We start from the raw sequence: 21,888 nt of genomic DNA, 5'->3' as shown, positions 1-21,888 counted from the left end.
TGTAACACCGCAATGACAGTTGGTGCGCGACTTCTGGCGTTCGCACCGGACAGGGGTAAACGATCATGGGACAGCTTGACGGGAAGACGGCAGTCGTCACCGGAGGCAACAGCGGAATCGGACTGGCCACCGCCAAGCGATTCGCACGTGAAGGCGCGCACGTGTTCATCACCGGCCGCCGGCAGGAGGCCCTCGACGCCGCACTGGCCGAGATCGGTGGGGAAGCCACCGCCGTCCGGGGCGACGTCGCGAACCTCGCGGACATCGACCTCCTCTACGCGGCTGTCGCCGAGCGAGGCCGGCCCATCGACGTACTGTTCGCCAATGCGGGCGGCGGTGAGTTCGCCGCTCTTGAGCAGGTCACGGAGGAGCACTTCGACGCCACCTTCAACATCAACGTGCGAGGAATGCTCTTCACCGTTCAGAAGGCCATTCCGCTCCTCAACGACGGCGCCTCGGTGATCCTGACCGGATCGACCGCCGCCACCTCAGGCGGCGCCGCCTTCGGTGTGTACGCCGCGTCCAAGGCCGCGGTCCGTTCCTTCTCCCGCACCTGGGCCAACGAACTCAGGGGCCGCGCGATCCGAGTGAACACCCTGGTTCCCGGACCGATCGTCACCCCCGGCATCACCGGCCTGGCTGCCGACGCCGACCAGGCCGCAAACATGAGGGACGCCTTCGCCAGCCAGATTCCGCTGGGCCGGATGGGGCACCCGGACGAGGCCGCTGCTGCCGCACTGTTCCTGGCCAGCAGTGAGAGTAGCTTCGTCACCGGATCCGAGCTGTTCGTCGACGGCGGACTCAACCAGATCTGATCGCCGCTTGAGGATGCACCAGGCACGTCCCGGCGAAGACATGAGTCGCCGCGTCCGCGTCGCGGTCACACCGGTAGTCACACGGAACCTTCGGGTGGGCGCAGCCCCGCCGGTGTGCACCCAAGCGGTGCACCCGGAATCGACCGAGGGCGTGGAGCCGGAGCCGTTCGCATGGCTCATCACCACAGCGCTGTCGACGGTGGCTTCGGCCAGCGATGGCTTGCGTCCAGGATCGTGGGTGTCACCGCCGTCACCGAGGTCATACAGCCAGAGGAAGCGGCAGAAGACACGAGGCCTTTCTCCGGCAGGGCACCACAAGGCACGAATCTCCTCGAGTCCCTCCGCAACGAGCAGGACCCGTGACCGACGTCCATGCCCATGATGACAGCCGGCAAGTCCGCGTCCATGCCGGTGGAAAACGCCTGCTTCTGAGCGTCGGCACTGGCGCAAGCAGCATGAGTGGGGCCCGGCCGCTAGCGGCCGGGCCCCACTCCCATGGTGCGTTCGAGTCAGATGACGAACCCGAGCAGCCAGAGCACCAAGGCGGCGGCCGCTGCCCGCCAAAGGGCCTTGACTGCGAAGCCCGCACCGAACGGGACGGGTGCGAAGCAGAACGAGCAGCAGCGGAGCCACGGTTGTCGACTGCGTGTGCCGACACCTGTCGGAGCTGCACGGTGACCGGCGACGGCGTGTTCGGTTCCGACGCCGCCCTGCCCTTCGCGACCGGCGGCCGGCAGCATGCCGACCAGAAGGCCTTGCTACTACAGCGCAAGGTCAGTGAGGACCAGCACGCGCTCGTAGGTGTAATCCGCCATGGCGAACTTCACTCCTTCACGGCCGACACCAGACTGCTTGACCCCGCCGTACGGCATCTGGTCGGCGCGATAGGAGGGCACATCGCCGATCACGACTCCACCAACCTCCAGAGCCCGATGGGCCCGGAAGGCAGCCTGCAGGTCGCGCGTGAACACGCCTGTCTGCAGTCCGTACTTGGAGTCGTTCACGGCGGCGAAGGCCTCGGCCTCACCGGACACCTTGAGGACCGTGAGAACTGGCCCGAAGACCTCCTCGCAGGCCAGGGTTGTATCTGCCGGAACGTCCGCGAGGACCGTAGGCGCGTACGAGGCGCCCTCCCGCTTGCCGCCCGTGTACAGCGTGGCCCCGGAACCGACGGCTTCGTCGACCCACGACTCGACGCGGCATGCTGCGTCCTCACTGACAAGCGGACCCACATCGGTCCTGTCATCCGAAGGGTCCCCGGTGACCTGAGACTCGACGGCAGCGACGATCCGCGGCAGCAGCCGGTCGTACACCGCGGCGTCGGCCATGACACGCTGCACGGAGATACAGGACTGTCCGCCCTGGTAGTTGGAGAACACAGCGATGCGCGCGGCGGCCCAGTCAAGATCCTCGTCGCTCGCAAAGTCGGCCAACACCACGGCCGCACCGTTCCCGCCGAGCTCCAGCGTGCAGTGCTTTCTGGGAACCGAGTCCATGATGGCGTACCCGACCCTCTCGGAGCCGGTGAACGAGATAACGGGCAAGCGCTCGTCCTGCACCAGCTCTGGCATCCGGTCATTGGCGACTGGCAGGATGCTCCATGAACCGGTAGGCAATCCGGTCTCGGCAAGCAGGTCGCCGATGATCAGACCCGACAGCGGAGTATTGGGCGCCGGCTTCAGGATGATCGGGGCGCCGGCCGCGATAGCCGGAGCGACTTTGTGGGCACACTGGTTCAGCGGGAAGTTGAACGGCGTGATCCCCAGCACAACGCCTTTCGGAAAGCGGCGGGTGAGCGCCAGCCGGCCCTGGCCGCCGGCGTCAGTGTCCAGCCGCTGAGCCTCGCCGCTGTTGAAGCGGCGCGCTTCCTCCGCGGCGAATCTGAACACGGACACCGCACGGCCGACCTCACCGCGAGCCCATTTGATCGGCTTTCCGTTCTCCGCAGAGATGAGCCGCGCGATCTCCTCACTGCGCTCCACGAGACGCTTGCTCACGTGGTCGAGCGCGGCGGCACGTACATATGCCGGGGTAGCGGCGAACTCATCGCGAACGGCGTATGCCGCCGCCACCGCCTCCTCGACCTGCTCATCGGTGGGAACACTGACCTCTCCGATGATCTGGCCGGTCCAGGGGGAGGTAACCGCCAAGGTCGTCTCACCACTGGCCGGGCGTCCGGCGAGCCAGAAAGTGCGGGTGGGAATCATGTCCTGTCATGGCCTTTACATCTGAAGGTGCGCTGACGTGTATCCGCCAGCAGTTGAACCGTAGGACCGCTGAGGTGACAGACGTTTTGTACGTGGTGTAGTGCTCGCATGCATGCGCATGCCGGAAGGTAGCTTGCGGCGGCACATCCTTCGGCCGGCGACTCGCGGTTAGCGACGTTCGATACGAGACCAGCGGCCGACGCCGCTCATCTCGTCGCAGCATTGGCTCTTCGGCATCAGCTTTCCGCGGACGGGGCTGCGGAAAGGAATTCGTCAACGCTGAGTGTCGCGTGCGACATGAGCGGATACCGCAAGATCATGGCATCGTAGGCAGGGCGTCCACCGAAGGCTGCTGTCGTATCCGTGAAGGTGGTGACGTGAAATCCGTGTTCCATGCAGCTGCGCGCTGTGGACTCCACGCCGGGACTGCAGTTCCTTCCCGCCGGTACGGAGGTGGTTCGCCAGATGAGCCAGTTGCGTTCGGGGTCTTCGATCACTGGGCCGCACGCGTCGGGCCGTTCGCCGCTCATGTGCTGGACTGCGTCCATGAGGTCGACGACGGCGTAGGCCTCGGGACAGGAGGCGGTGACGACGGCGTCGAAGAACCGCTTCGGCCACGAATCGCGGATGAGCCCGTACGGCCACGATGGCAAGCCCTGGCCGGGAGCGGATCGACGACGTTCCCGATGTCTTCAAGCCCTTCGTCGAGGAGCCGTCGTTTACCGGCGAGGACGGCGTGCCCGTCGTGACGGCCTGCTTGTGGCGGGAGGCGACCGACGATCAGTGGCACCACGGGACGATCGATTTCCCCTCGAGTCATTCCGACCCTGATGGGGTGACGGAGCTGTTCCCACTACTGGTCGACCACTCACCCGAAGCGTTCCAGCGCTTCGCCGAGGACTACTACGAGGTCCCTGTAGATCTGGAAGCGGTGAGTGACGTGTATGCCTTGCGGCCATTGGACCAGGAACTCGTGTCGTCGCTGAACGCAGAAGTCACCGTGGCGGAGCTGGCTCAAGACATCTCCGAAATCGGCTATCCGCGAGCCCACAGAGAGCTGAGGCAGCTGGCAGCTCGTCCACGACTACCTGCACAAAAGGCGCACCTCGCCGCGGCCGGTGACCGTTCGTCCGCCGCCTCGGACGGTCAGCGTCTGGATTCCCGGCCGCCCCGAAACCCTCACTGAGCGCGAACCACTCCAGCTCAAGACCGTCTGCACCCACTGTCCCGAGCTCGACGCCCTCACCCTGCCGCACTGGATCGGAGCCTTCCCGCAGGACGACCTGCCCAGCCTCCACATCCTCGCCGCCGGCATCGACCGCGACCTCGACATCGTCATCGTCGGACTCGCGTTTGCCTGGAACCCAACTTCTTCGCAAGCGCGTCCTATTGGCGTGTGCGGGGCGGGCGGATTGGTCGGACGGAACTCCTCACCGACCTGTTGTGTTGACCTGGTGCCGTCCGTGGTGTTGAGCGGCTGGACACCTGTCATCCGGCTCCTCACGTGATCATTCGTAAGGCCTGGGTCGATGGGGGGCCGATGGACGTGGATGCCTGGTCGGCGATATCCAGCGTTGCGTCCGCCGCGCTGGCGTTGGCGGCGGTTGCGATCGCTGTACGGACCCACCAGACGGAGCATCGGCGGTCCAGGTTCGAGACCGCTCGTAGTCTGCTGCAAGAACTCAACTCCGGCGAGACGGTGGCCGTTCGCCACGACATGGCACGTCTCCACTACGGCCACCAACACGACATGACCCCGGATCTGAGTGATGCTGATCAGCTACGGAGCCACTTTGCCTCCTACTACACGATGTTGTGGTGCTTCGAGCGAATCGAAGCCGGGCGGACCTCCCTCGTCGCAGGCAGCCCCGGCCGTAGCGGCGACCCGGTCATCGAATACCTCGACAGCCGATTGGCCTGGCATGTCGCCGAGTTCGCCTGCGCAATCCCAACTGCCCGCGCGCAGCTGGCGACAACCGCACCCGACCGGACAGTCAAGGACAGGGATTCGATCAAAGGATTCCTCCGACCGCTGTCCGCGCTCCAGGACCGCGGGGTCGTCGATGAGGTGTTCGCGTCGGGCACCTGCCCTGGGAGTGGAGTCTGCCCGTGCGAATGCCATCGATAGCGTCCGGCCGCCCACCCACGTCAAGGCGTCCTGGCCTGTGTCTTCCCCCACGGGACTTCGTTTCCCGCTCCGGATACCTCCGGTAACTGTCACTCCGAGGGCTGTGGGACAGGCCAAGGGCGGGCTTCCGATGAGCCCGGTGATGAGGACGGCGAACGGGACAGGCCCGCCACAGTGGCCCGGACGCCTGCCCGACGGTGATCACCGGCTACAAGGCCGTCCGCAACCGGCCCCTGACCCGAGGGCCGAAACTGTCCGACAAGGCGCTGGTCGCCGCCGGGCCCCGGTCGAGCACGGCCCGCTGGCCCGGGCTGGAGAGGTGCCTGTTCCACCGTGTGCACGGTCACGGCTCGGTTCGACCGGAGTGTCACTTGTGTGCAATCCCCGCCCCCCGGGGGCGTCGGTACAGCGCTCATGTAGTGGTGAGGTGGCCGCCGGTGCGTGCGGCTTCCGGGGTGAGCCCGGTCCAGCGGCGGAAGGCACGGTAGAAGGAGTTGGTGTCGTCGTAGGCGAGGAGGTAGGCGACTTGGGAGGTGGTGAGGGATCGGTCTGCCAGGTAGCGGCGGGCGAGTTTCTCCCTGGTGTCGCTGAGGACGGCCTGGTAGCTGGTGTCTTCTGCTTGTAGTTGTCGCTGGAGGGTTCGGGGGCTGAGCATGAGCTGGCCGGCGACGGTGTTGATCGAGCTCTCGCCGGCGGGCAGGCACTCGTGGAGTGCGGCACGCACCCGATCGGCCGTGGTGGCGGACGCTTCGAGCTCGGACAGGCGGCGGCGCAGTTCTGGTGCGAAGAAGTTCCACATGGACTCGTCCTCGGTGAGGAACGGCAGCGAGGCGTCCTCGGCGGAGAAGGTGACGGCGTCGGCCTTCCCTTCGCGGATCTGCATGCCGAAGTAGGAGGTCGTCGCGGGTGAAGGCTGCGGAGCCTGTCGCATGGCGACACGGGTCGGGGTCACCTCGCGCCGCGTGCCCATGCGTGCCAGTGCAGCCCAGAACGCGAGTTCGGTGGTGACCAGCAGCGGGGGTGGCGTCGGCCCCCCAGGCCAGTGGAATGCGATCGTCAGCCCGATGTGGTCGACGGCGACACCAAGGCTCACCGGGCCGATGAGCGGCTTGAACGCGGCGATGCGCTCAGCCGCGGTGCGCAGATTCGCGCTGCAGAGCGCCGCGAAGATCGGAGGGTTGAACGCCTCGACCGACAGTGCGCGCCCGATCCTCACCGCCAGGTCGGGATCTGCCGCCTCGGCGTCCAGCGCGACCCAGAACCGGTAGTACTCCTCGGTTGTCATCGTGACCGGACCGTGCGCGAAGACGCCGGCCGGAAGCTGCGCCCGCCGCAGCACACGGGCGAGGGAGATTCCGAGGTCGTGCAGGAGCGCACGGGTACCTGGGTCCAGGGTGAACCGCTCTGATGCCATCCCTGCAGCGTAGTTCCCTGCACGCAGCGGCGGGATGCCGCATACGCCATCCGACACGCAGAAGACGCCACCCCTCGGTGGCGTGAACGGCAAGAAGGCAGGCGTCATCCGCTAGTTCTTCGTCGGGGCTGTCTGCCTAGCGTGGAAGCCACGAACCACCACAGCGGTGGGCACGACGAAGCAACGGAGGCGACCGTGACCCGGACCATCCTCATCACCGGCAGCTCAAGCGGTATCGGCAGGGCGACCGCGAAGCACTTCCACGAGCAGGGCTGGAACGTGATCGCCACGATGCGCAGCCCCGATCGGGAGACCGAGCTCACCGCCCTGAAGAACGTGCTCGTCACCCGGCTCGACGTGCAGGACTCCGACTCGATCACCTCGGCCGTCGACGCGGGCCTGGAGCGTTTCGGCCGGATCGACGTGCTGCTCAACAACGCGGGATATGGCGCCTACGGTCTGCTGGAGGCGACTCCGATGGAGAAGGCCCGCCGGCAGTTCGACGTGAACGTCATGGGCCTGCTGGAGACGACCAAGGCCGTCCTGCCGCACCTGCGTGCGAACGGCAGCGGCACCGTCATCAACATCTCCTCCATCGGCGGCAAGGTCACCTTCCCGCTCGGCACCCTGTACCACGGCAGCAAGTTCGCCGTCGAAGGACTGAGCGAGGCCCTTCACTACGAACTTGCCGCGATCGGCGTCAACGTCAAGATCGTCGAGCCGGGCATCGTCGACACAGACTTCGGCGGCCGCTCCTTCGACTTCACCAACGACGAGACCCTCGCCGAGTACCAGAAGCTCGTCGAAGCGGTCCTCGCAGCGTTCTCGCAGTTGGCCGTCGGCGGCGACGAACCCGAAGGCATCGCCGAGACCGTCTACCGAGCGGCAACCGACGGATCCGACCAACTGCGCTACCCCGCGGGCTCGTCCGCAGCCGATCTGATCGCCCACCGCGCCGCCGCGGACGACGCCTCCTTCATCGGCGGCATCAAGGCCCAGTTCGGAATCTGACAGGCCGTCCGACGAACCACAGCCCGTCCAGTGATGAGGACCCCTATGACTACCAAGACCGCCCTCGTGACCGGTGCCTCCTCCGGCATCGGCGAAGCCACCGCCCTCAAACTGATCAGCCTCGGCTACACCGTCTACGGAGCAGCCCGCCGCACCGACCGCCTGCAGAAGCTCGCCGAACACGGTCTGCGCCCGCTGGCGATGGACGTCACCGACGACGACTCCATGCGCAGCGGAGTTGACCGCGTCATCTCCGAGACCGGCCGCATCGACCTCCTGGTCAACAATGCCGGATACGGTTCCTACGGCGCCCTCGAGGACGTCTCGCAGGACGAGGCCCGCCGCCAGTTCGACGTGAACGTCTTCGGCGCCGTCCGCCTGGCCCAGATCGCCCTGCCGCACATGCGCGCCCAGCGCAGCGGCACGGTCGTCAACGTCACGTCGATGGGCGGGAAGATCTACACCCCGCTCGGCGGCTGGTACCACGGCACCAAGTTCGCCCTCGAAGCTCTCAGCGACTGCCTGCGGATCGAGGTCAAGCCCTTCGGGATCGACGTCGTCGTCATCGAACCAGGCGGCATCGCCACCGAGTGGGGCGCCATCGCCGCCGACCAGCTGGAGAAGTCCTCCGCCGCGGGTGCCTACTCCGACCAGGCCGAGGCCGTCGCCGCCGCCCTGCGCTCCGAGACCATGGCCAAGCGGCTCTCCCCGCCCACCGTCATCGCCGACGCCATCGGCAAGGCCGTCACGGCCCGCCGGCCCAAGACCCGCTATGCCACCGGCTTCAGCGCACGCCCCCTCATCGGCCTACGACGCCTCCTCCCTGACCGCGCCTTCGACTCGCTGATGTCCCGGTCCATGGGCCTTCCCCGCTGATCCCCGGGGAACGGCCGCCACGAGCAGCCCCGCCTGCGATCCGGCGCCCCTGGACCTTGGCCGACGAGCCCAGAGGGGCGTCCCGCTTCTCGCCGCGCTCTCGGCCAGGCCCTGCGGCCCACATACGTCTCCGGCGAGGGCACCGACGCCACCGGCAAGAGCCGTCAGATGTGGGCCCGCGTCAAGGGCCGTACCGAGAACGACCGCTGGCAATGCGCCGACGCCCCCTGCGATTACTTCTGTCGGCCGGACTCGTCTCCCTCACCGGCGACTGGATGCTCCGCGTCGGCCTTGCCTACTACGTCTACGCGCTCACCGCGACACGGTCGCGTCGGCCCTCATGCTGCTCGCATCGTTCATCCCGCAGATTGTGCTGGGCTCACTCGCCGGCGTGTTTGTCGACCGGTGGGACCTGCGGCGCACCATGGTCACGGCAAACGTGCTGCTGTCCCTTGGCCTGCTGCCTCTGCTCGCGGTTCACCGGCCCGGCCAGATATGGATCGTCTACGCCGTCGTCGCATCGGAGGGATGCGTTCAGCAGTTCTTCACCCCCGCCCAGCAAAGTCTGCTGCCTCGCTTGGTCGGTGACGACCACCTCGTCACCGCCAACGCGTTCAACAGCCACAACAGCGACCTGTCCCGGCTGATCGGCTCCGCCCTCGGCGGCGCCGTCGCGGCAGCCGGTGGAATCAACCTGCTCGCGCTCCTCGACACCGTGAGCTTCCTCCTCTCCGCCGCGTCGATCGCGGCCATCCCCACCGCACCGCGGGCCGAGCGGACGTCCTGTGCACACCCGGAAATCAGGGCCCGCGTCAGACAGTTGGGTGCCGAGTGGGCCGACGGAATACGGCTGTGCCTGCACCAGCACGTGCTGCGCGTCATCGTCGTCTTCCTGCTCGTGACGAGCGTCGGCGAGGGCATCATGAGCACGCTGTTCGCTCCCTTCGTCCGATCAGTGCTGCACGCGATCTCCGCAACGTATGGTCTGATCGTCGCCGCCCAGGCGATCGGCGGCATCGGCGGCGGACTGCTCGCCGCATCGATCGGCAGCCGTCTGCCCGCAACCCGGGCGATGGGCTGGGCCGCGATCGCGTTCGGGCTGATCGACCTCGCTGTCTTCCTTTACCCGCTGCACGTCGCCGCTGCCTGGCCCGCCATCGTGTTGATGATCCTGGTCGGCTTCCCCGGTGCACTGATGGTCACATCCGTGATGACCCTGTTGCAGCGCTGTACCACTGGCAGCCACCGAGGCCGCGTCTTCGGCGCACTCGGCGCCGCCGAAGGCATCGCGATCGTCTCGGGTACCTGCGCGGCCGGCTTCCTGGGCCAGTCCGTCGGCATCGTCCCCGTTCTCGCCGCTCAGGGCGTCGGTTACGTCCTCGCCGGAATGCTCGTGGTGGTGCTGCTGCGCCGTGAGAGTGCAGGACACGCCGCTCCTGAGCGTCGCATGCACGAGTCGAGGGTCGGGCGCTGAGCTGCGCCGGGCGCCACGACACCCGTGTCGGCGGAGCGCGGATGAGGAACCAAAACGGGCAGGTCTGACCAACTGCCGAGCGCATGATGGTTTTTCAAGGAGTTTCATCAGTCACCCGATGAAACAGACTGTGCTTCTCGAACGCGTCGAGGCGAACCTGGTCTTCCAGGCCGTCTCCGAGCGTGACAGAGACGAAGTCCTCCTCACGGCGGTCCTCGATCGTCTTCTCCACCACTGCAAAATGGCGGCCAAAGGCCTGAGCCACCGGCTCCAGAATCGCCTTCAGGCCGTCGGGCGGGAGGCCGAAGTGGCCTGGTAGTGGGGGATGTTCACCGTGTCCGAGCGGCCGGAATGGAGAGTGTGCCGACATCGCCTGGCCCACCGGACGATCCGCCGTGGCGCGCACTCCCGTCTCGCCGGATGCTTTTGCACCGGACAGGGGAGCCGAGGCACGGCGGTCCTGGGCCCGTAGGCTCAGCGACCGTCGGCGAAGGCCTGTTTCAACGCGGAGATGACGTGAGTGATTGCGGCGTGAGGTGCGCGCGCCGACGGTGGGGCGGGGGCGCGGACAGCTCTGTCGTAGTGCACGGTGGAGACGGCAACGCCGGCAGAGCGCAGCTTGGCCGCGTAGGTCTGTCCCGCGTCCTGCAGGACATCGGTTTCCGCAGTGACGACGAGTGCCGGGGGCAGTCCTGTCAGCCGCTGCCCGCTGGTCTCCAGTACGTCGCCGGCTTCCACATCCTGGTGCGTATCCGTCGTGTGATGGTCTCGGAAGCGGCTGGTGATATCGCGTTTCCCGGAGGGTGGGGTGGAGGCTGCGGCACTGCGATGCGGCAAGGGGTAGAGCAGAACCTGGAGAGCGAACGTAGCCACTGCTCGTTCTGTCGCCATCAGTGTCAGGGCTGCGCTCATGTTGCCGCCCGCAAAGTGGCCGACGACGGCGAGTCGGGTGGGGTCCATGCCGTGCCCGGATCCGTGCTCGGTTATCCATCTGGCCACTGTGCAGCATTCCTCCAGCGCGGTGCGGTAGCTGGTGTTGGGCGTGAGCGTGTACTCGGGGTACAGGACGGCGGCCTGCGCTCCGACGGCGAGCTCGCGTATCAGCCGGTCATGGCCACCTCTGCTGTCGGTCTCCCCGTTGCCGCCGTGCAGGTAGAGGACTGTGGGGAGGGGACCGCATGCCTGCTTGGGGCGCACCATGTGGACTGCGACGCTGCCCTGTGGGCCGCCGAAGATCGCGGCCCAGCGCTCTTCCACGTCGGCCTGCGTCCGGTTGCCGGACCCAGGCCCGCCGACGCCCGTGCCAGGCGCCCGGCCGACAGATGGCGGCAGGCAAGTGACCTTTTCCACCGCCTCGCAAGGCGGTTCTTCCGATGTAAGGACATGATCAGACATCACATACTCCTTGGCGGCGCACCTGACTGGGCACAGACGCGTCACCGCTCATGCCCCGCAACGATCGCCAGGGGACCTGCACCGGTACGGATGTGCGTGCGGTGAAGCCTCTGCGAAGCCGTGGGCGTATCGGTCATGTGGCTGTGACGTGGGCTCCCTGGCCACGGCACGCCGGCCGTCTGCTGCGCGCGGCCACGATCGTCGACCCGTCGGGACGCCCTTGCGCCACCTCGGAGATCCGTGTGATCCCGTGCGCGATGACGCAGGGACACGAGGCGGTGACGATCGACCACGGCGCCGCGAGGACCAGCCCCATGACTGCTGACTACATGACCGGCGGCGCGAGGCCGGCAGCGGACGAGCGCGTGATCGAGTGTGCTCTCTAGCGTCCGGGGAGGCGGGTCTTGACTTCCTGGAGGACCCAGCCGTTGCCGTCGGGGTCGCTGAAGGTCAGGTAGCAGCCGTAGGAGGCGCGTTCGGGATGCAGGCCGGACAGGCGCTTTTGGCCCTCGCCGTGGTGGGTGACGTCACCGGCGTGGTGGCCGTGGTGGAGGAGTCCGCCGGCGTCGTGGAAGACGTCGCTGACCTCGATGCCCCGGGCGGTGAGCTCGGCGTGGGCCTCGGCGATGTCGGACACGATCAGGTACAGGCCCTGGGTCGTGCCGGGGGTGGCGGTGGTCATTCCCTCGCCGAGGAGGATCGAGCACTCGGAGCCGGGCGGCGTGAAGTGGACGGCGCGGAAGTCGTCGGTGGCGGTGTAGTCGACGTCCAGGCGGAAGCCGAGCTGCTCGTAGAAGGCCTTGGCCCGGTCCACGTCGGAGACGGGCAGCACGATCATCTCGAGTTTCAGGTCCATGTGGGGTCCTTGATTCTTTGGTGGGGGGTGGGACCGGGTCGGTCTTGCGGTCTGCGGGAGTCGCGGGCCGAGCGGTGTCCGCAGTTCCGGAGGCCGCGGTGGCGGGGGTCCGGGGTGGGGGTTGGTCGGCCCTGGGGGGCGATCCATGACAGGAAACCTACGGCGCACGTAGCTCGTGCACAAGGTAAAAGCCGGGAAAGAAAATGTGACAAAGCCTACGCAAAGGCCCCCGCGGCGGTCGCGCCCAGCGGGGATGGAGTGCTCGCCGGCACACTCTCTGTGACCGGCTTCCATCCCGTCTGCTCGAGAAGGACACCCTGTCGAAGGAGCCATGAAGGGCGGGTCGTCTCTGCAAGCCGTGTCTTCCTGCAGGTCGCAGCCCTGTGATGGCCGGCAGCGATCGCAGCATGATCCGACCTCTGTCCGAAATTAAGCTCGTCGTCGTGAACTATGTCGCAGTGCGTCTTGAGCGCACCACAGATCAAGACATCCACGACGACCTCGAGTTGCATCTCGGCACATGGCGACATGTGTCCGACTCCTTCTATCTCGCTAACGATCCCACCGCGACCACCGCCGAGAACGTGCCACAGCAGCTCGCCCGCCTCTTGGAGCAGTGGATCGAGCAGGTCCGCGAGTTGAGGCCGGCGGGTGGTACCCGGTTTCTGCCCTTCGACTTCTCCGACGAATGCACCGGCTGGCTGCGGGTGACATCCCAGGACGGCACGCATGCTCGGGTGGAGGCTGGATGGAGCCTCATCCAGGGATGGAGCTTCAACCCCTCGGACATCGCCGACATGGCCCACCGGGTCGGCGACTTCGAACCAGAGGCAGGTGCAGCGGTGGACTGCCTCATCGACGATCTACTCGCCACGATCACCCACAACCGAAGCTTCTTTATCGAGAACAGCAATTGATCCACAGGCTTTGGCGATTGCTCGTGAACATCGCTGACGGCCTGATGCCGCTCGCCCCCGACGCCGGCCTGCCGGCCTGCCGACCGAGAAGAACACCGTCTGCCCCGTCTGCATCGACCCGGTGGTCAAGACCGCCGGCCCCGCCGGCTGGTGTCAGGAGGGTGCGATTCAGTCTCGTTTGTTGATCGCGCGTCCGTGCGGTCGCCCGGGGTTGGACGGCGGCCTGTCTTGCCTGGCTGCTGCGCGGGGGTGAAGATCGCTGGGCCGTCATGTCACCGTGACAGGGGGCAGGGGTTGGGGGCAGTGATGGCGCGACGGATGAATCTGCTGGGAGAGCCAGGGGTGGGCTTGCCGGGAGGGCCAGGCAAGGCTGTTCCGAGCCATGCGGACATACAGGGGGCCCGCGGCCGGGTGTGGGGTGTGTTGATCGTGCTGGTCCTCCTCATGATCGGCCGGGTGGTGGACTGGTACGAGTCGCAGGACGTGTTCACCGGAGCCCGCGGCTCCTTCCCGGCCGCGTTCGCCGCCGGTGGCCCGGTCGCTCCTGAACATGTGGTGCGCCGGACTTCGGATGAGCACGCTTTGGTGCACGGGCTGTTCCTGCAGGACACGGCTTTCGGCGTGAGGGCGGTGGACCTGCGCAGCGGCAAGGAGTACTGGCGCTATGAGCGGCGGGACGCGAAGGAGGTGTCGTGGGATTTCGAGGTGTCGGACCGCACGGTGGTCGTCGGTCACGGTGACGGGAGGCTCGTCGGCATCGATGTGCGTACAGGCAGGCTGTTGTGGCGTGTGGAGATCGGGGAGGACGGCTATCGGTCGGTGGAGCTTGCCGGCGGTCAGGTCGTCACCGGGGCGCCCGGCGCGGTGCGTGCCTTCGGTGAGCGGGATGGCCGGAGTCTGTGGACGGTGAAGATGCCTGAATCGTGCCCCGAGGTGCTCGCCTATTCCGTGCACGCCCTGCCGGACCATCTGAGTGTCGTCCACGCGATGTGCGACGTGGCGAGCCTGGAGCGGGACGCGTACAACCTTCTGCTCGGTGTCGACAACCGCACGGGCAAGGTCCTCTGGCGGCAGCGCACGGTGGACCCCAAGCAGACGGCCTGGGGCGACGGGCACACCCTCGTTGCTCCGGACCCGGACCGCACGCAGCACGTCCCACTGCTCGACATGAACCGTCAAGGGATCTCTCGACGCGCCGCTCTCCCCGCGGATGGATGGGACGTGGTCGCTGCGGGCAGTGGCATCGTCGTCTCCGGCACCGACCCGAAAGACGGCTCCGAGGACCACGACACTCTCCTGCACGCCTACGGCACCCGTGACGGGCAGTCCTCCTGGCGGTTGCGGGCGCCGGCCGGCCAGGAGTACGGGTTCCCCCAGATCGCCGACGGCCGGGTGTACGTCGTGCGCCAGCCTTTCCTCACTGAGGGGGAGGCAGGTCGCCGGATCCACGCGGACCTGCTCGTCCTGGACGCGGACACGGGGCGCCTGCTCCACACCCTGCGGCTGCCGTCCATGGCGACGCTGGACGACGATGACTACTTCGAGAAGCTGGACGTCCTCGATGTCGCGGACGGCGCGGTGAGCATCGGCTGGCGAGACGGCGCGGGGGATCTGCTGATTGCCACGGACTGACCTTCGCCCGCGCCACGTCACCGGCCGCTGGTGCGACCTGCGACGTGACGGTCGGCGCTTGCCGGTCTCGGTCGTCGTTGAGCACCGTCCGCCTTCGCGGCGCCGATCCACGGGGGTGCTGGATGGCGTGCACCGTCCCGCACCACGACGCCGGGGGCTGACATTGCGTACCGACGCGGTGATCGGCTCTCGGCGGTTGTCATCTCTCGTCGGGCGTCAGGCGTAGCGAGATGCTGTTGCTGCAGTAGCGCTGGTCGGTCGGGGTGGGGAAGCCCTCGCCCTCGAAGACGTGCCCGAGATGGGAGCCACAGCGGGCACAACGGACCTCGGTCTGCACCGTTCCGTAGGAGCGGTCCTCCGCCAGTTCGACCGCGTCGCTGTCCTTGGGGTCGAAGAAGGAGGGCCAGCCGCAGCCGGAGTCGAACTTCTCCGCGGAGGTGAACAGTTCAGCCCCGCAGGCGCGGCACGAGTAAACGCCCGTTGTCTTGGTGTCGGTGTACTCGCCGGTGAAGGCCATCTCCGTGGCGGCGTGGCGCAGGACCCGGTACTCGGAAGGCGTCAGCTCGGCACGCCACTGCTCGTCCGGCTTTTCAATGTCGTACGGCACAGAACTCAGTCCTCACAAAGACGTCGGGAAAGGGAAGGGGTACGGGGGAGGGAGGTCTCCCCGAGGCGAGGCCTTGCAGGACTTTGATGTTCTGCTGCAGGCCGGAGGGTCGGGCCGGACAGCTGTCCTTGCGGCACCTGCGTGCCGTTCACGGTGCACCCGTGTGACCGGGGTGCGTGTCTCGATCGGCGAGGGGTGCGGCTTGCCCAGGTGTGTTTCAATGCGGCACGCCGGTCGTTGTGGCGTGGCGGGTGTCAGGCGGCGGGGTTGTCCGGGGGGCGTAGTTCGTCGGTGTGCGAGACGGGGATGCGGCGCATCAGACCGTCCTCGGTGATGTCGTACTGGCCCATGCTCGACAGGGGTGGTGAATAGGCGTGGATGGACACCGCGTCGTCGGTGACGCCGGTGAGCCGGTGGATGTGTTCGGGGCCGAAGCAGAAGGACTCACCGGCCCCGACGGTGACGGACAGGTGGCTGCCGCCGATGCGCGGGTTGGACTCGTTCAGCGCGCCCTGCACCACGCTGACCGCGCCCGAAGAGTTGTCGTGGTCGTGCCAGCCGGTGTCGTTGGCCCGGGTCCAGCACAGCAGCCACACGTCGACGTGCTCGTCGCGGTGCAGTGAGGCGTAGTGGCGTGCCTCGTCGCTGAAGGCGACCTGCTCGTGCCAGAGGTCGGGGCGGGTGGCGAGTGTGTCGACGAGTTCCCGGAGCTCGCGTTTGTCCAGCGTGCGGTCCGGCACCAGGTCGTAGGTCATGGTGTTCCTTCTTCGGGGTTTCGTCCGTCCTGTGCGGGGCTCAGGTGCTCCTGTGCGGCAGGCGGAGGGGCGGGTGGTGTGCAGGGCGTGCCGGGCGGCGTCCGCACCGAGGTCGGGTGGGCCGGGCGCGGGTGGGATCGCCGTTGGAGATCACGTCGATGCCGGCGGCACGGACGAGGGCGTCCACGGCGCGCGTCTTGTACGAGGACATCTCACACAGGACGCCGGGACAGGGGCGGGCGAGGAGATCCCGCGGCCTCGCATGCCGGTGTTCGGCGGGGTCAGTCGAGGCTGCGCCAGATGTTGTCGAAGGCGGCCTGCTCGGCATGACGCCGTTGCCGTTCGCCTTCCAGTTCCTGGAGAGCCCCGTGGACGGCGGCCAGTACGCTCTCGACGGCGTAGTCGGTGATGTCGGGTGGATCGACGGAGTTGTGGTGTCGGATCCCGAGATATTGGGCGAGGGTGCTCAGGACGGGCTCGGCCGAGTTCCAGCGCTCGGCTGCCTGACAGCGGGGCAGCGAATCGACCAGGACCGTACGACTCTTCCGGAGGAGGTTTCCACGCCGTCGTGCGAGGACTCCCTCTGCTTCGAGGGCGGCCGTATATCTCTGGGTCAGGCCTTCGCCTCGGCGCCACAGGAAATCGCCGACCGGCTCGAACGGTTCGGCCATCACGAAGGAGGCCGCAGCCTGCTTCAGGAGTAGGTCCGCCGGGGCAGGAAGGTGGCCCGGAACGATACAGCCGCCGTCCAGGCGGATGGTCGGCGCCTTCAGAAGGTCGATCAACTCTGCCCCTGCGAGGGCGAGTGAGAATTCACCCGCACGCACGGCTCGGCCGCCCTCGTTGTCGAGGGCGATGATCAGCAGATCCCGTGGCGTTGTCATGCGGGTCCTCGCACGTGTCGTCGGCGTCCTCGACCACCCGGGCCGGGTGAGTGGTCACGCTCCGGACCCGGCCGGTGCTGCGGTCGGGCTGTCTCATGCCGTTCGCAGAGGTTGCGTGCACTCGCTTCAGCGAGCATCTGACAGATCTCCCGTTCAGTAGGTCGAACATGTTGCGGTCGCCGAAGGCGAGATGCCGGCGTGAGTGACGTAGCTGTGACGCTCGAGGTCCGGGCCGGGAATGGGGCCGTCTTTCCAGCGGAGCGGTGTGGCCCCGTGCGGCGTCCTGCCTGTTTTCGTCGTCATCTCATGATGGGCTCGGACCGGTATTGAGGGGATCAGCCGGACGACTGTGCTTCGGGGCGGGAGATGCCGGGCTTCCTAGGTCACTTGACGCGTCGGTTGCCGGTCGGACCTCTCGGTCATCGGTGTGTCTCGGCGGGCGCAGGCCTCCTGCGGCACTGGTCGAGGCGGCACTGCAGGTGGTCGGGCGCCTGTCGCAGACGGAGGCCGGGCCATGATCCTTGTGGTCCTAGGCGAGGGAGCGCAGGTTGCCGTGCAACTGCGCCATGCCGGCCGCGGCGGTCGGATCGTGGCCCGTGACGTCGCCGATGACGAGGGCGAGCGCGCCGTGCCTCAGTGGGAACGGGTCGTGTCGCGTACGTTCGGCTGTGTCCGCCTGGTCTACAACCGGGCGCTGGAGGAACGCATCCGCGCCTGGAACGTCGAGCAGCACCGCATCTCCTACGTCTGGTGCTCCGCCGCGCTCACGGAGTGGAAGAAGAGCGACGACGTGGCCGCCGAACTGAACAGCCGCCCACGCAAAACGCTCGGCTGGGAAACCCCAGCCGAGCGTCTCGCTAAGATACTGGACCTGGCCAGCTGACGAGTAGTGTTGCAACGACCCCTCGAATTCGCCCCGTGGCAGGGGGCCCTTCGGCAGACTCGGTGTCCTTGGGGGTGTCGAAGGCCCCTGTGGCTCGCCCGCCCGCAGGTTCTACGGGGCGGGCGTTGCGGGTGTCGGGGTCCGGGAGGTCGTGGCTACTTCGTCAGGTAGGCGTTGATGATGGTCTGGTTGACGGTGTTGTTCTGCCGGTCGACGGCCTCGGTCTTGAACGAGACGCTGCCGCCCGCTGCGGGGTTGGTGACCTGTATCCGGCCGTCGCGGACGGTGGCGGTCTGCCAGGTGGTGCCCTGGTTGTAGGAGACCCATACCTTCAGCGACTTCAGGTTCTGGCCCGCGGCGGCTCCCTTCACGGTGACCGGGACCCGCACCTTTGCGCCTGCTTTGGCGGTGTTGTCGAGGGACAGGTGGGGGGTGAAGCGGACGACGGAGATGGGCAGTCTGGTGGTTTTCGGGGTGTAGGCGGAGGAGAACGTCCAGTCCACGGTCAGACTGCTGGAGACGTCGGCCACCGTGCTGCGCTCGACCGAGACGTTCAGACGGTAGTCGGCTTGTTCGGTGCTGGCTGCGGCGTAGAAGAAGTCCATCGGGTAGGGGCTGCGGCGTACCAGTTCGCCGTTGCGGTAGAGGCTGGTGTCGGCAGCGTCCGCCCGTGTCTGGTTGCGGTTGGTGTTGCCGGCGCCGTCGGAGAGCAGCGGAAGGCTGCCGGTCATCGTGTTGCCCGTCCGGATCAGTTCGGCGCCTTCGGGCAGATCGGGTCCGAAGACACCCACGTTGAGCACGCGGCGGTAGGAACGGCCCGGCTTGAACGTGTTCTGGGTCGTGCTGTAGACGGTGTCGAGGCGGCCGTCGGCTCCCCACTGGCGCAGGGCCAGCCACCAGGTGTTGTCCGGTGAGAGCAGGTGAAGGGTGGGGGTGGAGGGCAGGGGACGCTCGACGGTCACGCTGCCGCCGCCCGTGCCGGCCAGCGAGAGGAATCCGGTCTTGTCCTTCCCGGCCGTCCCCAGCTGCGTGTGGACCTCGGCGAAGTCGCGGGTGCGGGGGTGGGCCTGGAAGCCGGTGACGTACCGGTTGCCCTTGGGCTCGTAGGCCGCGTCGTAGTCGTCGTGTCCCTGGGCGCCGGTGGAGAAGGAGGCCTCGATGTGCTGCTTGAGCGTGTCCTGGTCAGCGGCGTCGGGGCCGACGTGCGCGGTGCGCAGCTCCTTGGCGGCGTCGAAGAAGGCGAGGAAGGTCGGGCCGGGCCGGCCCTCCTGGTCCACGCCCGCGCGGACGAAGCCGAAGGTCTGCTGGGCGGCACGGTCGGGGACGGTGACCTTGACCGGCTTGGTGGTGCGCGCGTCCAGTGTCACCGTGGTGTCCTTGGTGACGTCGAGGTTGGGCTGGTTGAACCAGTCCTCCCCCTGCTCGTAGGAGCCGGCCGGATCCACGCGGAGCGAGGCGTTGAGATAGTACCGGCCCTTGGGGACGCGCACCGTGTACGTGTCTGCGGACAGGTAGGAGGCGCCTCCCTTGAGGGGACCGGACAGGCCGGCCAGCGTGGCGTCCCAGGCGGCGACGGGGGCGGGCTTGCCCGCACGGTCCAGGGGCTTGACGGTGACGTTGTACATCTCTTGCTCGCGCTCGACGGCCAGCGCGGTGGCGACGCTCTGCCCCCCACCGGAGGCGGTGATGCGTCCGGTGAAGCGGCCCGCCGTGTCGCCGCCGAGGCGGGTGTCGGCGGTGACCTTCACGCTCGCCTCGCCGTGCGCGGGGACGGTGACCTGGTCGTCGGCGCTGAACATGGCGCTGGGCGCGGGACTGCCATCGGGCGCGGTGGCGTCCACGGTCAGCTTCAGGGTGATCGGCGTGTCACCCGCGTTGTGGTAGGTGAGGGTCTTGGTGAGCGGCTGGTCGTCGGTGTGCGGCCAGTGGGCGAGACCGAAAGCGAGTGAGGTCTCCTTGGTGAAGACGCTCTGCTTGATCGCCTTGCGCAGATCGACGCGGCCGGAACCCTGCTCGAACGCCGTGTACGCACCGGGCGTGGTCGACGCGACGAGCGCCTGCTTGATGTCGTCGCCGTTCCAGTCGGGGTGCTGCTGGGCGAGGATGGCGGCAGCGCCCGCGACGTGCGGGGTCGCCATGGAGGTGCCGCTGAGGGCTATGTACCCGTCGGCGACCGGGGTGCCGGCGCCGGCCATGAAGCTGTCGTGCGCGGCCGCGGCCCCGATGTTTACACCGGGCGCGGTGAGGTCGGGCTTGATGCCGTCGTCCCCGACGCGCGGCCCGGTGCTGGAGAACGGGGCGAGTGCGTCCTGCTTGTCGACCGCGCCGACGGTGAGCGCGCCGTCCGCGCTGCCCGGCGTGCTGATCGATCCGGCTCCCTGCTCGCCGTTGTTGCCGGCCGCTACGACGAAGAGGGTTTTGCTCTCGGCCGACAGCTTGTTGACCGCCTCCTCCATCGGGTCGGTCTCCGGGGAGTCGTAGGCGCCCAGGCTGAGGTTGGCGACGTCCGCCTTCTGGGCCACGGCCCACTCCATGCCCGCGATGATCTCGGACATGCCGCCCTGGCCATTGTCGTTGAGCACCTTGGCGTCCAGGAGGCGGGCGCCCGGTGCCACACCCTTGTACGTGCCGCCGGACTTGGCGCCGGTGCCCGCCGCGATGGACGCCACGTGCGTGCCGTGGCCGAACCGGTCGTCCGTACTCGGCGAGTCGGAGAAGTTGTGCTCGGCTGCGACCTTGCCGGCCAGGTCGGGGTGGGTGGTGTCGATGCCGGTGTCCAGGACGGCGATACGTGTGCCGGTGCCGTCGTAACCGGCCGCCCAGGCCTCGGGTCCGCCGATCTGCGGCACGCTCTTGTCGAGCGAGGCCTCGACAACGGCGTCGAGCCACACCGACGCGATGCCGGGCGCGGCGGTGCGGCCGGTGGCGTGGGCGGACGGGTCGGTCAGGGCTGACCACAGGGTGGACGTGCCGTTCGCGGGCGCACTGATGGCGTCGGCGTTGATGCTGGCCAGCCGGTGCTGCACGGCGGCCCGGCCGGTGGTGCGCAGGGCTGTTCTGGCCGCCGGGCGGGCCCGGTCGTACATGACGATGAGCCGCAGGTCCGTGCGCTGGGCGTAGGCGGAAGCGCTCTGCGTGGTCATGTCGAACAGCCGCCGGTCCAGGTGACCGCTTTCGACCAGGTTCCGCGCGTCGCGGGGAATGGCGTAGGTGTGGCCGCCCACGGTCTCGACGCGAAGGGGTATGTTCTCGCGGCCCTTGGCGGGACGTACGGACAGGACATCGCCCTTGCCGTTGACCAGGATGCGGTCGCCGGTGATCAACGGTATCCACCGCTGTGCGGCGGCGGGCCGGGATGCGTCGGCGTCCAGGGCGGATGTGAGCGGCGATCTGGGGTGCGACGGCTGCGATGGCGGGGTCGTACTGGTGGAGCCTGCGAGCGCCAGGGACGCCGACGGCGTGGCGGCCACCAGCAGCATGCTGAGCCCCACGAACGCGCCGAACGCAGGTCTCTTGGACGTGGACTTCACGGGTTCCTCTCGCTGGACAAGTCTTTCCCTATGCCGGTCGGCATGAGAATGAGGGTGTGCAAGCAGCTTTTGGCTGCGCCCTTTTCCTTGAACGGCCGCGGGCCGCACGTGGATCGCATGGCGTCGACCCCGCACGATGGGTGGCCTGTTGCCCGACGGCATCAGTCAGCCGGCTGCCCACAGCCGTCGAAGCCGCTTCACCGCCGGCCCCCGGCGCCCATGGCGTGGATCGCCGTGCGGCCCCACCCGGTGTGCGCGCCTGTGTGCGGCGGTGGTGTGAGGGGCAGGCCCGTCAAGGGCCGCCGGTGCCCGGGTGGGTGATGAGGTGTCCGGCCCTGCACGCACGCACCCCTCCTCTCGAACAGAACGGCGGGAGCGTGCCGTGTGGTGTGTGTCCCGTGTCGGGCCTGGGGCGTCACACCGTGCCTGGGCACGCACCTGCTCGGGCCATTTACCATGTCGGATGGCTGGTGGGCTCAGCCTCCCTGTTGACCGGCACGATCT

18 protein-coding genes and 3 pseudogenes are annotated in these 21,888 nt (G+C 67.8%); 11 read left to right on the top strand and 10 right to left on the bottom strand.

All coding sequences use genetic code 11. The features are described from left to right. The first annotated feature begins 65 nt into the window (after positions 1–65). The gene (locus ABEB03_RS27170) at positions 66–815 is read left to right on the top strand and encodes an SDR family oxidoreductase (protein WP_345654916.1); all 750 of its coding nucleotides are present in this window, start codon (positions 66–68) and stop codon (positions 813–815) included. Between the two features lie 509 nt (positions 816–1,324). Here the strand turns inward: ABEB03_RS27170 and ABEB03_RS27165 are convergent. Then, positions 1,325–1,448 (bottom strand): annotated as a pseudogene (locus ABEB03_RS27165) (hydrophobic protein). Positions 1,449–1,576: 128 nt separating this feature from the next. Next, on the bottom strand, positions 1,577–3,022 hold the full coding sequence (locus ABEB03_RS27160) for an aldehyde dehydrogenase family protein (RefSeq protein WP_345654913.1): 1,446 nt from the start codon (positions 3,020–3,022) through the stop codon (positions 1,577–1,579). 646 nt (positions 3,023–3,668) lie between these two features. Between ABEB03_RS27160 and ABEB03_RS27155 the strand changes: the two genes are divergently transcribed. The 3 genes from ABEB03_RS27155 to ABEB03_RS27145 are packed head-to-tail and all read left to right on the top strand — an operon-like array spanning position 3,669 to position 5,150. Next, positions 3,669–4,208, top strand: coding sequence for a hypothetical protein (locus ABEB03_RS27155; protein ID WP_345654908.1), 540 nt, complete (start codon positions 3,669–3,671; stop codon positions 4,206–4,208). After that, positions 4,141–4,530, top strand: coding sequence for a hypothetical protein (locus ABEB03_RS27150; RefSeq protein ID WP_345654903.1), 390 nt, complete (start codon positions 4,141–4,143; stop codon positions 4,528–4,530). The genes ABEB03_RS27155 and ABEB03_RS27150 overlap by 68 nt, the downstream gene beginning before the upstream one ends. Beyond that, positions 4,527–5,150, top strand: coding sequence for a hypothetical protein (locus tag ABEB03_RS27145; RefSeq protein WP_345654899.1), 624 nt, complete (start codon positions 4,527–4,529; stop codon positions 5,148–5,150). The genes ABEB03_RS27150 and ABEB03_RS27145 overlap by 4 nt, the downstream gene beginning before the upstream one ends. Before the next feature lie 412 nt (positions 5,151–5,562). Here the strand turns inward: ABEB03_RS27145 and ABEB03_RS27140 are convergent, their stop codons facing one another. After that, positions 5,563–6,564 (bottom strand): AraC family transcriptional regulator, encoded by a 1,002-nt coding sequence (locus ABEB03_RS27140; RefSeq protein ID WP_345654896.1) that lies wholly within the window; start codon positions 6,562–6,564, stop codon positions 5,563–5,565. 195 nt (positions 6,565–6,759) lie between these two features. Here ABEB03_RS27140 and ABEB03_RS27135 point away from each other — a divergent pair, with 195 nt between their 5' ends. From ABEB03_RS27135 to ABEB03_RS27120, 4 genes and pseudogenes are all read left to right on the top strand, one after another. Beyond that, complete coding sequence (locus ABEB03_RS27135; protein ID WP_345654893.1) at positions 6,760–7,575, top strand: SDR family oxidoreductase; 816 nt, start codon at positions 6,760–6,762, stop codon at positions 7,573–7,575. Between the two features lie 45 nt (positions 7,576–7,620). After that, a complete protein-coding gene (locus ABEB03_RS27130) occupies positions 7,621–8,451 on the top strand; it encodes an oxidoreductase (RefSeq protein WP_345654890.1) in 831 nt (276 codons plus the stop codon). Positions 8,452–8,500: 49 nt separating this feature from the next. Continuing rightward, a complete protein-coding gene (locus ABEB03_RS27125; RefSeq protein ID WP_345655352.1) occupies positions 8,501–9,925 on the top strand; it encodes an MFS transporter in 1,425 nt (474 codons plus the stop codon). A gap of 190 nt (positions 9,926–10,115) precedes the next feature. Then, a pseudogene (locus ABEB03_RS27120) lies at positions 10,116–10,244 on the top strand (ATP-binding protein); the annotation flags it as partial. Positions 10,245–10,399: 155 nt separating this feature from the next. Here ABEB03_RS27120 and ABEB03_RS27115 read toward each other — a convergent pair. Further along, positions 10,400–11,320, bottom strand: a complete 921-nt coding sequence (locus ABEB03_RS27115; RefSeq protein ID WP_345654887.1) for an alpha/beta hydrolase — start codon at positions 11,318–11,320, stop codon at positions 10,400–10,402. A 382-nt stretch (positions 11,321–11,702) separates the two neighbouring features. Further along, the gene (locus ABEB03_RS27110; RefSeq protein ID WP_345654884.1) at positions 11,703–12,176 is read right to left on the bottom strand and encodes a VOC family protein; all 474 of its coding nucleotides are present in this window, start codon (positions 12,174–12,176) and stop codon (positions 11,703–11,705) included. Positions 12,177–12,619: 443 nt separating this feature from the next. Between ABEB03_RS27110 and ABEB03_RS27105 the strand changes: the two genes are divergently transcribed. Both ABEB03_RS27105 and ABEB03_RS27100 read left to right on the top strand, forming a co-directional pair. Then, positions 12,620–13,093, top strand: a complete 474-nt coding sequence (locus ABEB03_RS27105; RefSeq protein WP_345654880.1) for a hypothetical protein — start codon at positions 12,620–12,622, stop codon at positions 13,091–13,093. A gap of 420 nt (positions 13,094–13,513) precedes the next feature. Further along, positions 13,514–14,725 carry an outer membrane protein assembly factor BamB family protein gene (locus ABEB03_RS27100; protein ID WP_345654875.1) on the top strand — a complete coding sequence of 404 codons (1,212 nt, stop codon included), beginning with the start codon at positions 13,514–13,516 and terminating at the stop codon, positions 14,723–14,725. 199 nt (positions 14,726–14,924) lie between these two features. Here ABEB03_RS27100 and msrB read toward each other — a convergent pair whose 3' ends face one another. From msrB to ABEB03_RS27080, 4 genes are all read right to left on the bottom strand, one after another. Next, complete coding sequence (gene msrB, locus ABEB03_RS27095) at positions 14,925–15,332, bottom strand: peptide-methionine (R)-S-oxide reductase MsrB (RefSeq protein ID WP_345654871.1); 408 nt, start codon at positions 15,330–15,332, stop codon at positions 14,925–14,927. Between the two features lie 254 nt (positions 15,333–15,586). Continuing rightward, complete coding sequence (locus ABEB03_RS27090) at positions 15,587–16,087, bottom strand: cysteine dioxygenase (protein ID WP_345654867.1); 501 nt, start codon at positions 16,085–16,087, stop codon at positions 15,587–15,589. A gap of 281 nt (positions 16,088–16,368) precedes the next feature. Continuing rightward, a complete protein-coding gene (locus ABEB03_RS27085) occupies positions 16,369–16,971 on the bottom strand; it encodes a GOLPH3/VPS74 family protein (RefSeq protein ID WP_345654864.1) in 603 nt (200 codons plus the stop codon). Positions 16,972–17,500: 529 nt separating this feature from the next. Then, complete coding sequence (locus tag ABEB03_RS27080; RefSeq protein WP_425589312.1) at positions 17,501–17,581, bottom strand: hypothetical protein; 81 nt, start codon at positions 17,579–17,581, stop codon at positions 17,501–17,503. Between ABEB03_RS27080 and ABEB03_RS45405 the strand changes: the two are divergent. Then, positions 17,561–17,656: pseudogene (locus ABEB03_RS45405) on the top strand (hypothetical protein); the annotation flags it as partial. The gene ABEB03_RS27080 and the pseudogene ABEB03_RS45405 sit on opposite strands and share 21 nt — an antisense overlap. A 353-nt stretch (positions 17,657–18,009) precedes the next feature. Here the strand turns inward: ABEB03_RS45405 and ABEB03_RS27070 are convergent. Next, positions 18,010–21,384 (bottom strand): S8 family peptidase, encoded by a 3,375-nt coding sequence (locus ABEB03_RS27070; protein WP_345654861.1) that lies wholly within the window; start codon positions 21,382–21,384, stop codon positions 18,010–18,012. Positions 21,385–21,888 lie beyond the last annotated feature (504 nt).

Source organism: Streptomyces siamensis (genome assembly GCF_039543605.1).
GTDB lineage: Bacteria > Actinomycetota > Actinomycetes > Streptomycetales > Streptomycetaceae > Streptomyces > Streptomyces siamensis.
The sequence above is the reverse complement of the archived record's forward strand: the minus strand, read 5'-3'. Positions and strand labels throughout refer to the sequence as shown.

Excerpts from the sequence above, each read along its gene's own strand:
- ABEB03_RS27110 (WP_345654884.1), bottom strand. The coding sequence starts at position 12,176 with ATGGACCTGAAACTCGAGATGATCGTGCTGCCCGTCTCCGACGTGGAC.
- ABEB03_RS27160 (WP_345654913.1), bottom strand. The coding sequence starts at position 3,022 with ATGATTCCCACCCGCACTTTCTGGCTCGCCGGACGCCCGGCCAGTGGT.
- ABEB03_RS27090 (WP_345654867.1), bottom strand. The coding sequence starts at position 16,087 with ATGACCTACGACCTGGTGCCGGACCGCACGCTGGACAAACGCGAGCTC.
- ABEB03_RS27155 (WP_345654908.1), top strand. The coding sequence starts at position 3,669 with ATGGCAAGCCCTGGCCGGGAGCGGATCGACGACGTTCCCGATGTCTTC.
- ABEB03_RS27170 (WP_345654916.1), top strand. The coding sequence starts at position 66 with ATGGGACAGCTTGACGGGAAGACGGCAGTCGTCACCGGAGGCAACAGC.
- ABEB03_RS27115 (WP_345654887.1), bottom strand. The coding sequence starts at position 11,320 with ATGTCTGATCATGTCCTTACATCGGAAGAACCGCCTTGCGAGGCGGTG.
- ABEB03_RS27130 (WP_345654890.1), top strand. The coding sequence starts at position 7,621 with ATGACTACCAAGACCGCCCTCGTGACCGGTGCCTCCTCCGGCATCGGC.
- ABEB03_RS27085 (WP_345654864.1), bottom strand. The coding sequence starts at position 16,971 with ATGACAACGCCACGGGATCTGCTGATCATCGCCCTCGACAACGAGGGC.
- ABEB03_RS27140 (WP_345654896.1), bottom strand. The coding sequence starts at position 6,564 with ATGGCATCAGAGCGGTTCACCCTGGACCCAGGTACCCGTGCGCTCCTG.